Below are 12513 nucleotides of genomic sequence, written 5' to 3' on the forward strand. Positions count from 1 at the left end.
CTTGCAAACATAACTATTGCCGCGCTGTTATACCGCGAATAAGGCAGCTTCTTGTCTCACTGATATCGTGCATTTCCAGGTTGTTTCGGTATAGTATCAAAGCATAATGCAAGGGAGTGGTTGAAATGACAGATTCACAGAGTCAGGAAAGGCGTCGCTTCAGTCGGATTCCGTTTGAGGCAATCGCACATATTAACACCGATGACGGTGATCTCTACCTCAACTGTCATGTGCTGGATGTATCACTTCAAGGGTTGTTAATCTCCAAGCCCGGTCAGTGGCAAAGCAAACTTGGCCAGCCATGCCGTGTTGATTTATTACTGGATCAGGGACAAATCGTTATTGAGATGCTTGCTAGCGTCGCCCATATTGATGAACATAGTATCGGCTTTGAGTGTGAACAGATCGACCTGGACAGCATCACTCACCTGAAACGTCTGGTTGAACTCAATCTGGGGAACGATGCACTGCTGCATCGGGAGTTGTCAGCTTTGCTGACACAGGATTAAATCTGAACTGCCGCATCTCTCAGCGCTTCAATCACTTCACTTAAATGACGGACCGGAATGATTTTCATGCCTTTCAAAGGTTTTCTCGGCGCATTAGCAGCAGGCACGATCGCATGACTGAAACCATGTTTGCCAGCATCACGAATCCGTTCTTCTCCAGCCTGAACCGGTCTGATTTCTCCGGTCAGCCCGACTTCACCGAATAACACCCAGTCACGCGGCAATGCACGGTTTCTCAGACTGGAAATAATCGCCGCCAGCACCGCCAGATCCGCACCGGTTTCGCTCAATTTCACTCCGCCCACTACGTTGATAAATACGTCCTGATCATGGCAGGTAATACCGCCATGGCGATGTAAGATGGCCAACAACATCGCCAGCCGATTTTGTTCCAGCCCCACGGTCACCCGGCGTGGATTGCCCAATGGACTACTGTCCACCAACGCCTGCACCTCGACCAGCATGGGGCGACTACCTTCTCTGATTACCGTGACCACGCTGCCGGGAACCGCCTCTTCACCACGAGAAAGGAAAATTGCTGACGGATTGCTCACTTCTTTCAGCCCCAATTCCGTCATACCGAACACACCCAGTTCATTCACCGCACCAAAGCGATTTTTCACTGCGCGCAGAATACGGAAACGAGTCGACGTATCACCTTCAAAATAGAGCACGGTATCCACCATGTGCTCTAATACTCGCGGTCCGGCCAGCGCCCCCTGCTTGGTAACATGGCCTACCAGAATCATCGTGGTGCCGCTGGATTTGGCAAAACGCACCAGCTGCGCCGCACTTTCGCGCACCTGCGCCACCGTGCCCGGCGCCGATTGCAGCAGTTCGGTAAAAACGGTCTGTATGGAATCAATCACCATTACCTGAGGCCGACGCTGGCGTGCGGTTGCCACCATCTGTTCAGCATGGGTTTCAGCCAGCAATTCCAACGGTGCCTGTTCCAGTTGCAGTCTTTCAGCACGCAGACGGATTTGCTGCAAAGATTCTTCGCCGCTGATGTATAGCGGTTTAATGCCGCTGCTGTCGGCCATGGTCGCCATCGCTTGTAACAGCAATGTCGACTTACCAATCCCCGGATCGCCGCCAATCAAAACAACAGAACCGGTCACCAGCCCCCCGCCCAGCACGCGATCTAACTCCGGCAAACCTGTTGTCCAGCGTATCGCCTGTTCGGAGGTCACCTCACTGAGCGCCTGAATCTCATTTTTCTGCTCACCGGCGTAGCCGCTGTGACGGCTGATAACGGCTTGCGCGCTTGAAGCTGCTTGCACTTCTTCTGTCAGGCTGTTCCAGGCACCACAATCACTGCACCGCCCCGCCCATTGAGGGGTTTGCGCACCGCACTCCTTGCAGACATAAACGCGTTTTACTTTAGCCATTGATAGATACACCAGCCTTTGCAAAGGGAATAACTATTTGGCGGCAGGCTGCGCCTTGTTCTGACGGCTCATACGAGGCCCTGATAAGCGCTTTTTCAAGTATCACGGCTATACTCCCTCTGTACGCGCTTACAGATCACGGTAACCAGTTCATAAGGTATGGTCTGTGCCAGTTGTGCCAGCTGTTCAACTGGCAGGGATTCACTGCCCCACAACAGTACCTCATCACCGACAGCGACGTTATCAAAGTCGTTCAAATCAATACAGATGGTATCCATTGAAACGCGGCCAATGACATTGGCAAGACGACCATTGATCAAAACCGGTGCTTTATTGGATAAATGCCGGCTGTAGCCGTCGCCATATCCAATACTGGCTGCGCCGATTTTTGTTGGTTCTGATGCAGTCCAGTCACCACCATAACCGACCTGTTCGCCTACCTGCAGATCATAAATGGCTATCAATTTCGTTTTAAGCTGCATTACCGGTTTTAATCCCAGCGCAACAGCAAAACGATTTTCAAACGGTGAAATGCCATACAACATCAGGCCGGGACGCACCCATTCCAGATGCGACTCAGGCAAAGAAACTACGGCAGCCGAATTGGATAAACATACCGGCAAACCGGTTTGCTGTTTCAGTGACAACATATGCGTGAGTTGAGCCTGGTTACGTTTATCGCCGACCAGATCGGAATTGGCAAAATGACTCATCAGGCCGATTTCACCTTGCACATTATCACAAGCTGCAAGTGCCTCCAGCGCGACCAAAGCCCGTTCCGGCCGTATTCCCAGCCGGTGCATACCGCTGTCAATCATCAGCCAGTTAAACTGTAACGGTTTCGGCAAGGTAATGGTTTGCAGCAGATCAACCTGAGACTGAAGGTGGATCAGCGGTGATAAATCATGCTCGGCTGCCGCTATAAAATCCTCAGCGGTATTAACGCCTTCCAGCAATACTATCGGATGAGTAACGCCATATTGCCTAAGCTGAATGCCTTCGGACAGTCTGGCAACGGCAAAAGCATCACTGCCCTGCAAAGCCGCGGCAACCTCTCGCACACCATGGCCGTAGGCATCGGCTTTAATAACTGACATGACTTTACTATCAGGTGCATAAGCCCTGACTTGAGACAGGTTATGGCGTAACGCCGCCACATCAATGTATGCGACTGGAAAATCCAAAATTATGGCCCGTCGTAACCGATTCCATCCCGACTGTCATAGCCGACTTGGTCGTCATAGTAACTGGGTGCGAAGTTCTCAAACCGGGTGTATTTACCCTGGAAGGTCAGCGCCACGGTACCGATAGGACCATTACGCTGTTTACCGATAATAATCTCGGCTTTGCCCTTATCTGGCGAGTCTTCGTTATAGACTTCGTCACGGTAAATAAACACAATCAAGTCAGCATCCTGCTCGATCGCACCAGACTCACGTAAATCGGACATGACCGGACGTTTGTTGGGCCGTTGTTCCAGGCTGCGGTTCAGCTGCGACAACGCAATCACCGGCACTTCAAGTTCTTTGGCCAGTGCTTTCAAAGAACGGGAAATTTCTGATATTTCAGTGGCCCGGTTTTCGCTGGCCTTACCGCTGCCTTGCATCAATTGCAGATAGTCGATCACAATAAGGCTCAAACCATGTTCACGTTTAAGGCGACGAGCGCGGGCACGCAGTTCAGTAGGCGTTAAGGCGGGCGTATCATCAATAAATAAGGGGGCTTCGTTAAGTAAAGCAATGGCAGATGTCAGGCGTGGCCAGTCATCATCATTAAGACGGCCGGTGCGCAGGCGGTGCTGATCAATACGTCCCAGCGATGACAACATACGCATCGCCAGAGAATCAGCAGGCATTTCCATACTGAACACGGCAACCGGCTTTTTACTGTAAATCGCACCATTTTCAGCAAGGTTCATCGCGAAAGTGGTTTTACCCATTGAAGGACGTCCCGCGACAATAATCAAATCGGCTGGTTGCAAACCCGAAGTCTGATCATCAAAATCCACAAATCCAGTCGGCAAACCGGTAATCGAGCTGTCCTGCTCAAACAAGGTATCAATGCGATCAACGACCTTGCTCAATACATCCTTCACCTGAATAAAACCGCCACCTCGTTTGGCGCCTTTTTCGGCAATTTCGAACACATGGCGCTCAGCCAGATCCAACATTTCTTCTTTGGTCATGCCTTCCGGTTTGAAGGCCATATTGGAAATGCTGTTACCGACTTTAATCAACTGACGCAGGATGGAACGTTCGCGGACAATGTCCGCATAAGCGGCGATGTTGGCAGCACTGGGCGTATTACGCGCCAGCATGCCCAGATAGGCCAGTTCACCAACCTGATCCAATTCCCCGCGCTTGTCATGCCACTCAGCCAGTGTAATGACATCAACCGGCTGGGATAGCTCCATTAACTGGGCAATAGCACGGAAAATCAGTTGATGATCGTGACGATAAAAATCCTGCTCGACCAGTACATCAGCCACTTGTTCCCAGGCCGCATTATCGAGCATTAAACCGCCGAGCACAGATTGCTCAGCTTCGACAGAATGAGGTGGGACCTTCAGAGCCTCTGTGGCGGTATCCTTAAACGATTCTGGATAACTTATTTCTTCCACAGTGTCACCTAACCTCTATCAGACAACAAACAGACAGCCCATAACAAGGTTACGAGCATAGCAGAAAACACAAAAGGAGGCTGTCCGAGAACGGACCAGCCTCCAAAGAGGTGGACTAAGCCACCTCTGAGCTTTATTTATGCGTCTTCTTGTGCTTTTGCAATAGCTTCCGCTTCTTCCCGGGCCGCGTCTCTGGCCTTTCTGGCTTCATCGGCGGCTGCTTTCGCTTGCAGCTCTGCTTCTGAACTAACCGTTACTTTAACCACGACAACAACATCAGCATGCAATTGAATATCAATGTTGTATTCGCCAGTGTGACGCAGCGGACCAGTAGGCAGGCGCACTTCGTTACGGTCAACATCAGCACCGGCTGCATTCAATGCATCAGCGATATCTGCCGCGGTGATTGAACCGAAAAGTTTACCTTCAACACCGGCGTTAGCCATGATGTTCAGCTCACCAGCAGCTTCCAGTTTAGACTTACGGCTTTCAGCTTCAGCCAGCACTTTAGCAGCAGCAGCTTCCAGTTCTGCACGGCGTGCTTCAAACTTCTCTCTGTTTTGCTTGTTAGCTGGCAATGCTTTACCGGTTGGGACCAGATAATTACGGCCAAAACCCGATTTTACATTGACTTCATCGCCTAGATTACCAAGCTTTTGAACTTTCTCTAGCAAAATTACTTGCATCGTTCTACCCTCGTTCGCAGTCTCCGGACTGCTTATTCAAATACCCGCATTACTCCGTCTGGGAGCGTTTGCGAAAATTAAACCACTGATCCAAAACACCCAAAGTTGCCAGCATCATTACCATCTGCGGCAGCATAATCACCAGTAACACATACATCGTCACCAACCAGGCCTTGCTTTTTTGCCTCAGGTTGACGATGGCATGTACTATCGCCAGCCCCTGAATCGAAAATGCCACCAAAACAACTGGCAGAAAATCAACCAACAAGCTCAATGATGCGCTGATTGGTGTCAGCGCCAGCCCCATCAGCACAGCAGTCACCATCGCTGCCGGCTTGCCCAGGTTCAGTTGCCTGAACTCAGCAGCAAAGGCGCCCTGCTCATAAAGTGCTGCCTGCCAGGCTCGACCGATAATCAATCCCAGTATGGCATTAAAACTAATACCAGCCGCAATCAGCCCCGTCATCATATTTGACAGGCTGGCTGTCAAATCCTGGGTTTGAGACTGATCCAGCTGCCAGCCAGGCTGCTCGCTAACCGTTTGCATAAACGGTTCAATCATTTGCTGCCACCACATGGCAGGGTCAGGTAGCAAAAGATGCATCAGCACCACCACCACTAACCCCAGGCCGACGGCTGCCAGAATGCCGATAGCAAACGACCGGGTATAACCTAAAGCCAGTGAGACCAGGAAAACAGGTAACCAGCTGGATAACAGGATTAACCCCGCCACCCATAACTGACCGAGCAATAACCCGGCAACCAGTGCAAAGATAACCAATGTGGCAATCACCACTTTGGCCCCTTCGCGCGGGCCCATTTTCAATGTAGTCAGGGCAATTACACCACTGGCAAAATAGTTCAGTGGCGGTAACATCATGGCAGCTACTGACAGCAACGCTGTCGTAACTGCCGCCTGCCACCGGCCCTGCATGGCAAAATCTGCAATTCCTCGCAGCATGATAGGTAAATTACTGTTGATTCAGGTGTTTAAATCAACTGAATTACTTGTGCATGTCGCAGTATGGCAACAAAGCCAGGAAACGCGCACGTTTTACACAAGTAGACAGCTGACGTTGGTAACGCGCTTTAGTACCTGTGATACGGCTCGGTACAATTTTTCCTGTTTCAGTGATGTAATTTTTCAGCAAATTTACATCTTTATAATCGATTTGCTTAATGCCTTCAGCGGTAAAGCGACAAAATTTTCTACGTCTAAAAAAACGTGCCATTGTGATATCTCCTAAATTGCTAAAGCAGCATTAAGCTGATTTTTTCTCTTCATCTTTCTGCATCATGGGTGAAGGCTCAGTCACAGCTTCTTCCATGTTGACAACCAGATGACGGATAACAGCATCGTTGAAACGGAATGCAGTAGTGACTTCGTTGAGTTGCTCAACGCCGCACTCTACATTCATCAGGACATAGTGTGCTTTGTGCACTTTATTGATAGGATAAGCCAGTTGGCGACGACCCCAGTCTTCCAGACGGTGTACTGTACCGCCTGCACTGGTCAACGTTTGAGTGTAACGTTCGATCATGCCAGGCACTTGTTCACTCTGATCAGGGTGGACCAGAAACACAATTTCGTAATGTCTCATTAAGAGCTCCTCACGGTTTAATCAGCTTTATGGTTATGCCATAAAGCAAGGAGTTTTACCCGAGTTTCAGGCAATCAGTCATTTTACTTGATTTTAACAATACGTCACAAGTGGCGTTGTCGAAAAGCCTCAAACAGACATACCCCTGCCGCCACAGAAACATTGAGACTTTCAGCCTCACCCTGCATGGGAATATAAATAACCTGATCGCAGTTTTCTCGCGTCAGGCGACGAATACCCTTGCCTTCGGCACCAAGCACAACAGCCATAGCTCCCTTCATATCAGCCTGAAACAGACTGGTTTCCGAATCTCCGGAAGTACCCACCAGCCAGATACCACGCTGTTGCAGATCACGCATCAGTCTGGATAAATTCGTAACCTGCGCAAAAGGCACCCGCTCGGCAGCGCCACTGGAAATTTTAATGGCCGTAGCCGTCAACCCTGAGGCTCTGTCTTTGGGCGCCACCACCGCATGCACTCCCGCCGCTTCTGCGGTGCGCAGACAGGCGCCGAGATTATGCGGATCCTGCACACCATCCAGAATCAGCAGAAAAGCGGGCTCGTTCAACTCATCCAGCAGCGCCAGTAAACCTTTTTCATCCAGGCTTTCCAGTGGTTTACAGCGCGCCACGCAGCCTTGATGCTGTACTTCTGGCACCATATTATCCAGCGTTTCACGCTCTGCCTTATGTACCACTACCCCTTGCTGCTCAGCAGCGTGAAGTAACGCTTCGACACGCTTGTCCTGGCGGTCAGCTGCCAGCCAGATTTCCTTGATTCTAGAGACAGATACATCCAGAGCGGCCTGCACAGCGTGCAGGCCAAATATGAGATCCGGACTGATGGGGGTGTGACTTGCCGTTTTTAATGATTTACGGCGCTTGATAGGCTTCAGATTCCTGTCCTTCTACAACGGGTTTAACGTAGATTTCTACGCGACGGTTGAGTTGCCGACCCGCTTCAGTCTCATTGGTCGCACGTGGTTCCGTTTCCCCCCGCCCCATAGCATAAAGCCGATCAGAGACAACGCCGCGAGACAGGAAAAAATCAACTACTGACTGAGCGCGACGCTCGGAAAGTCGCATATTGTAGCTTTCTGAACCGACACTGTCAGTGTGTCCTACCACATGAATAATGGTGTTGGGGTAACGTTGCAGAATATCTGCGACTTTACTCAGTGTTGGCGTAAAAGCTGATTTCAGCGCAGCGCTGTCAAAATCGAATGAGACTTCGTTGGAAATATCAATTTTTAACGTTTCATTTTCCAGCTGCTGAATTTCCAGCTCATGGCGAGCCTGCTCATCAGCAAGCGCAGCTTCCATTTCCTGCTGTTGCTTGTCCATATAGTGACCAACGCCACCTCCGGCCAACGCACCAACGGCCGCCCCCGCCAGAACACCACCTGCGCCATCATCGACGGCATAACCCAGCAATGCTCCTGCAGCAGCGCCTACAGCAGCCCCAGTTTTGGCTTTCTGATTAGGGTCATCTGTTGCGCAGCCGCTCAACGCGGTGGCAACCACAGCGACCAAGACTAGTTTTTTCATCATTCATTCTCCTTGGTTTAAGTCTCATTCTAGACCGTAGTCAGGATGCTGACTATACTGGGTTTTCAAGATGAAAACTGAGACCCGTATTCATGAATCCGCAATTTATTCCCATCAACATCGCTGTACTGACAATTTCTGATTCACGCACTTTTGACAATGACACATCCGGAAAAGTGCTGGAAGATAAAGCTATTGCGGATGGCCATCATGTCGTGCACCGGCAAATCGTAGCAGATGATATATATCAGATCCGCGCCATTGTTTCCAAGTGGATTGCGGCCCCTGATGTGCAGGCAGTAGTCACAACCGGCGGAACCGGCCTGACTGGCCGGGATGGCACACCTGAAGCAGTGAAAGTGCTGTTTGATAAAGAAATAGAAGGGTTCGGGGAATTATTCCGCTCACTTTCCTATCAGGTTATCAAAACCTCAACAGTGCAATCCCGCGCTATCGCCGGCGTTGCAAACGGCACGTTTATTTTCTGTCTGCCCGGCTCTTCCGGTGCCTGCCGTACCGGCTGGGATGATATCTTGCATGATCAGCTCGATATCCGCCACAAACCCTGCAATTTTGTCGATTTAATGCCCAGATTACTGGAAAAATAATGCAACTGATTTTATTCACCACCGCAGGCTGTCATTTATGTGAATTGGCTTTTGAATTATTGCAAGATGTCGGCCAATCACAGCCAATCGATATCAAAACCGTAGAAATCGGCGATGATGATGATTTAGTTGCTCAATATGGTGTGTTGATACCCGTTGTCCGCTTTCCTGATGGTGATGAATTGAACTGGCCTTTTTCAGATCAGGATATTGTCATAAAAATCAACAACATGGCGTAATTGAAGGCCTTGCCCAGGGAAATGATTTCTCCACCGCAATGGTCGAAATTGTAAACAGGCTTTAAGGAACTTCATGGCGCAATACTAACCCTAAGTTAGGTAACACTGATTCCGGAGGTCGGTATGCATACTATGCCAACACTCGCCTTGATTTTTCTGCTATCACTGACAACCACTGTCTTTGCGTCTGATTTTCCGCCTATTCCCGGGAAAAGGTATGATATTGGCGGTTATCGGGTTCATATGAACTGTGTGGGTGACGGCCAACCGACTGTTATCATCGATACCGGACTCGGTGATGACTCTTCCGATTGGGTAGCGGTCCAGCAGCAAGCTTCTTTACAGAATCAAACCTGTGTCTATGACCGCCCCGGATATGGTTGGAGTGATATCGGTCCGCAACCAAGAAGCAGCATGCGTATTGCCTACGAATTGGAACAATTACTTGAAGCAGCCCATATTCCACCGCCATATATTTTGGTCGGTCATTCTTTTGGCGGCTACAACATCCGGCTTTACGCTTCTCTCCACCCCGACAAGGTGGCAGGTATGGTTTTAGTTGATGCCTCACACGAGCAGCAATACAACCGTCTGCATATCAATCTGCCTACACGCTTCACCCGCAAAAACAATATCATGATATTGCCACAGTCAGCAGGGTCAGGGCCGATGAGTAAATCCCCCATACTGAAAGAGCGCGCTAACAACGCCGCACGTGCCGAGATCTCATCTTTGCACCAAAGCTCGCTGCAGGTGTCACGCCATTCTGGTCTGCCTGTCATACCGTTGATTGTCATCAGTCGAGGTCAGGCAGAATGGCACGGCCATGCTGATGCAGAAAATAGGGAAAAAATATGGATAGAACTGCAACAGGATCTATGGAAACTGTCGCCTATCAGCCAGCATATTTTTGCCCACGATAGCGGGCACGATATTCACCTGGAACAACCCGAGGTTGTTGTCAACGCCATCTCCGATGTTGTGCAGCTCAGTCGTGTTATGAATTAACAGGCAAACTGGATACCGAAACAACCTGGAAGTGCACGATATCAGCGAGACCAGGAAGCCACCTTGTTCTGACTGTTTACATGGGCTCTGATACGCGCATTTCCAGGTTGTTTCGGTATATACTGTGTTCCTTTTATAAAGACACAGCTCATGACCATTTTGTTTGTTGACAGCCCTGAACACCTCACAGATTTGTGTGAGCAGCTTGCTCAGAGCGACTGGCTCGCTGTGGACACCGAATTTCATCGGGAAAAGACCTACTACCCGCAACTCTGCCTGATTCAAGTAGCCAACGATGAAATTATTGCTTGCATCGATCCGCTGAAAATCGATGATCTGACCCCCCTGCTCGATTTGTTTTACCGCCCGGATATGACGCTGGTATTCCATGCTGCACGGCAGGATCTGGAATTGCTCTACATGCTTCGCGACACCCTTCCTCAGCATGTTTTTGATACTCAACTCGCTGCAACCGTTCTGGGTTATGGCGAGCAGATCGGTTATGGCAATCTAGTCAAACAATGTTTGGATGTTGAACTCGATAAAGCCCATGCACGCACTGACTGGCGCCATAGACCGCTATCATCTGATCAAATTGAATATGCCGCCGATGATGTGCGTTACCTGCGAGCACTGTTCCACCAGCTCAAGCAGCGCCTGCAGGAATCAGGGCGTAGCCACTGGCTCAAAGAGGATTTTGCCAGTCTTTCCGCTATCGAAACCTATCAACCCGATCCTGATAACAGCTGGCACAGAATTAAAGGTGCAGGCCGACTCAAAGGGCTGCAATTAGCGATTTTGCAGCAGCTCAGCGCCTGGCGTGAGCATAAAGCCATACAACAGGATAGGCCAAGGCGCTGGATCATTAAAGATGAAGTCATGCTGGATCTGGCCCGTTTTGCTCCGCAATCAATTGAATCCATGAGTAAAATCCGCGGCTTTGAAAAACGTGATGTGGATCGACATGGTGAAGCATTAATATCGGTCATCAATGCGGCCAAAACCCTGCCGCAAGAAAAATGGCCGGTTCTCAGCAGACCAACCCCGTTGACCAATCAGCAGGAAGCGTTGGTCGATGCCCTGATGGCATTACTGAGAAAATTTTGTGATGAACAATCCATCACCCCGGTTGCCGTCGCCAGCCGCAAAGACATTGAAGCCATGGTACGGGGTAATGATATCCCTCTGATTCACGGCTGGCGCAATGAAATTGTCGGCCACAAGTTGAGCGAATTTCTCAATGGAGAACTCAGTATTAAAGCCACTCCCCAACAATTAGAAGTTCAATAGAGGTATCAAATATGTCAGCCCTGATTTGCGGTTCCTTTGCCTTTGACAGCATTATGGTGTTTCCCGACCAATTCAAAAACCATATTCTGCCGGACAAAGTACATATGTTGAACGTGGCCTTTCTCGTCCCCGACATGCGCAGAGAATTCGGCGGCTGTGCCGGCAATATCGCCTATAACCTCAAACTGCTGGGCGATGAACCAATGCCGATGGGCACGGTCGGTACCGACTTTGACAGCTACGCCGAATGGATGGACAAACACGGAATAAATCGCAAGCATATTCATGTCAAACAAGACCACTACACCGCCCAGGCGTTTATCACCACCGATATGGATGACAACCAGATCACCGCCTTCCACCCCGGTGCAATGAATCTGGCCCATGAAATTCATATCAATGAAGCCGAAAATGTCAAACTCGCCATTGTGGCGCCGGATGGCCGCGACGGCATGATTCAGCATGCCCAGCAATTACATGATGCCGGTATTCCCTTTATTTTCGATCCCGGTCAAGGCTTGCCCATGTTTAACGGTGACGACCTGATGACTTTTGCCAAACAAGCGACTTATATCGCATTAAATGATTATGAAGCGCAGCTGTTTCAGGATCGCACCGGCCTGTCACCTTATGAAATCGCCAGCCATGTCGAAGCCTTGATCATCACCCGTGGCAGTAAAGGCTCACATATTTATACCGGCGGTAAGCGTATCGATATCCCCTGCGCCAAGGCAGAAAGAGTCGTCGACCCAACCGGCTGTGGCGATGCCTACCGTGCCGGGCTGATACATGGCATTATGCATGGCAAAGACTGGGAAGAAACCGGGCGCATCGCCTCTTTGATGGGCGCTATCAAAATTGAACAGCATGGTACTCAGAACCATCTTTTTACTGCCAATGCCTTTACAGAGAGATACCAAAATAACTTTGGACCTAGTCTATAGGCATACAAAAAAGCCTCAGCACATTTGCTGAGGCTTTTTCATAAGTTGAACAACGTTGCCCAAAAAAAG

General features: G+C 49.8%; 14 protein-coding genes and 1 pseudogene. 6 read left to right on the top strand and 9 right to left on the bottom strand.

What is annotated here, in order from left to right:
• Positions 1-125 precede the first annotated feature (125 nt).
• Positions 126-509, top strand: a complete 384-nt coding sequence (locus OMP95_RS05120) for a PilZ domain-containing protein (RefSeq protein WP_266326635.1) — start codon at positions 126-128, stop codon at positions 507-509.
• Here the strand turns inward: OMP95_RS05120 and radA are convergent.
• The 9 genes and pseudogenes from radA to OMP95_RS05165 all read right to left on the bottom strand — a co-directional run bounded on the left by radA (position 506) and on the right by OMP95_RS05165 (position 8358).
• Positions 506-1900: a DNA repair protein RadA gene (radA, locus tag OMP95_RS05125; RefSeq protein ID WP_266326637.1), complete on the bottom strand. Its 1395-nt coding sequence runs from the start codon at positions 1898-1900 to the stop codon at positions 506-508. The genes OMP95_RS05120 and radA overlap by 4 nt on opposite strands.
• Positions 1901-1995: 95 nt before the next feature.
• A complete protein-coding gene (gene alr, locus OMP95_RS05130; protein ID WP_266326639.1) occupies positions 1996-3084 on the bottom strand; it encodes an alanine racemase in 1089 nt (362 codons plus the stop codon).
• 2 nt (positions 3085-3086) lie between these two features.
• The gene (gene dnaB / locus OMP95_RS05135; RefSeq protein WP_266326641.1) at positions 3087-4520 is read right to left on the bottom strand and encodes a replicative DNA helicase; all 1434 of its coding nucleotides are present in this window, start codon (positions 4518-4520) and stop codon (positions 3087-3089) included.
• A 248-nt stretch (positions 4521-4768) separates the two neighbouring features.
• A pseudogene (gene rplI / locus OMP95_RS05140) lies at positions 4769-5206 on the bottom strand (50S ribosomal protein L9); the annotation flags it as partial.
• A 49-nt stretch (positions 5207-5255) separates the two neighbouring features.
• Positions 5256-6167: a DUF2232 domain-containing protein gene (locus OMP95_RS05145; RefSeq protein WP_266326643.1), complete on the bottom strand. Its 912-nt coding sequence runs from the start codon at positions 6165-6167 to the stop codon at positions 5256-5258.
• A 43-nt stretch (positions 6168-6210) separates the two neighbouring features.
• The gene (gene rpsR / locus OMP95_RS05150; RefSeq protein WP_007146026.1) at positions 6211-6438 is read right to left on the bottom strand and encodes a 30S ribosomal protein S18; all 228 of its coding nucleotides are present in this window, start codon (positions 6436-6438) and stop codon (positions 6211-6213) included.
• A 30-nt stretch (positions 6439-6468) separates the two neighbouring features.
• Positions 6469-6807 (bottom strand): 30S ribosomal protein S6, encoded by a 339-nt coding sequence (rpsF, locus tag OMP95_RS05155; protein WP_266326645.1) that lies wholly within the window; start codon positions 6805-6807, stop codon positions 6469-6471.
• 104 nt (positions 6808-6911) lie between these two features.
• Positions 6912-7652 carry a 23S rRNA (guanosine(2251)-2'-O)-methyltransferase RlmB gene (gene rlmB / locus OMP95_RS05160; RefSeq protein ID WP_266326747.1) on the bottom strand — a complete coding sequence of 247 codons (741 nt, stop codon included), beginning with the start codon at positions 7650-7652 and terminating at the stop codon, positions 6912-6914.
• 28 nt (positions 7653-7680) lie between these two features.
• On the bottom strand, positions 7681-8358 hold the full coding sequence (locus OMP95_RS05165; RefSeq protein WP_266326647.1) for an OmpA family protein: 678 nt from the start codon (positions 8356-8358) through the stop codon (positions 7681-7683).
• An 89-nt stretch (positions 8359-8447) separates the two neighbouring features.
• On the opposite strand from OMP95_RS05165, the gene moaB reads away from it, so the two are divergent.
• From moaB to OMP95_RS05190, 5 genes are all read left to right on the top strand, one after another.
• Positions 8448-8963 carry a molybdenum cofactor biosynthesis protein B gene (moaB, locus tag OMP95_RS05170; protein ID WP_266326649.1) on the top strand — a complete coding sequence of 172 codons (516 nt, stop codon included), beginning with the start codon at positions 8448-8450 and terminating at the stop codon, positions 8961-8963.
• The gene (locus OMP95_RS05175) at positions 8963-9202 is read left to right on the top strand and encodes a glutaredoxin family protein (protein WP_266326651.1); all 240 of its coding nucleotides are present in this window, start codon (positions 8963-8965) and stop codon (positions 9200-9202) included. The genes moaB and OMP95_RS05175 overlap by 1 nt, the downstream gene beginning before the upstream one ends.
• A gap of 123 nt (positions 9203-9325) precedes the next feature.
• On the top strand, positions 9326-10210 hold the full coding sequence (locus OMP95_RS05180) for an alpha/beta fold hydrolase (RefSeq protein WP_266326653.1): 885 nt from the start codon (positions 9326-9328) through the stop codon (positions 10208-10210).
• 150 nt (positions 10211-10360) lie between these two features.
• The gene (gene rnd / locus OMP95_RS05185) at positions 10361-11500 is read left to right on the top strand and encodes a ribonuclease D (protein ID WP_266326655.1); all 1140 of its coding nucleotides are present in this window, start codon (positions 10361-10363) and stop codon (positions 11498-11500) included.
• Positions 11501-11511: 11 nt separating this feature from the next.
• On the top strand, positions 11512-12444 hold the full coding sequence (locus OMP95_RS05190; RefSeq protein ID WP_266326657.1) for a carbohydrate kinase family protein: 933 nt from the start codon (positions 11512-11514) through the stop codon (positions 12442-12444).
• Positions 12445-12513 lie beyond the last annotated feature (69 nt).

Source organism: Methylophaga sp. OBS4 (assembly GCF_026319305.1).
In the GTDB taxonomy this organism is placed as follows: Bacteria; Pseudomonadota; Gammaproteobacteria; order Nitrosococcales; family Methylophagaceae; genus Methylophaga.

Coding starts and splice junctions, on each gene's coding strand:
- OMP95_RS05120 (WP_266326635.1), top strand. CDS start 126: ATGACAGATTCACAGAGTCAGGAAAGGCGTCGCTTCAGTCGGATTCCG.
- OMP95_RS05145 (WP_266326643.1), bottom strand. CDS start 6,167: ATGCTGCGAGGAATTGCAGATTTTGCCATGCAGGGCCGGTGGCAGGCG.
- radA (WP_266326637.1), bottom strand. CDS start 1,900: ATGGCTAAAGTAAAACGCGTTTATGTCTGCAAGGAGTGCGGTGCGCAA.
- rpsF (WP_266326645.1), bottom strand. CDS start 6,807: ATGAGACATTACGAAATTGTGTTTCTGGTCCACCCTGATCAGAGTGAA.
- OMP95_RS05190 (WP_266326657.1), top strand. CDS start 11,512: ATGTCAGCCCTGATTTGCGGTTCCTTTGCCTTTGACAGCATTATGGTG.
- OMP95_RS05175 (WP_266326651.1), top strand. CDS start 8,963: ATGCAACTGATTTTATTCACCACCGCAGGCTGTCATTTATGTGAATTG.
- OMP95_RS05165 (WP_266326647.1), bottom strand. CDS start 8,358: ATGATGAAAAAACTAGTCTTGGTCGCTGTGGTTGCCACCGCGTTGAGC.
- rnd (WP_266326655.1), top strand. CDS start 10,361: ATGACCATTTTGTTTGTTGACAGCCCTGAACACCTCACAGATTTGTGT.
- moaB (WP_266326649.1), top strand. CDS start 8,448: ATGAATCCGCAATTTATTCCCATCAACATCGCTGTACTGACAATTTCT.
- rpsR (WP_007146026.1), bottom strand. CDS start 6,438: ATGGCACGTTTTTTTAGACGTAGAAAATTTTGTCGCTTTACCGCTGAA.
- OMP95_RS05180 (WP_266326653.1), top strand. CDS start 9,326: ATGCATACTATGCCAACACTCGCCTTGATTTTTCTGCTATCACTGACA.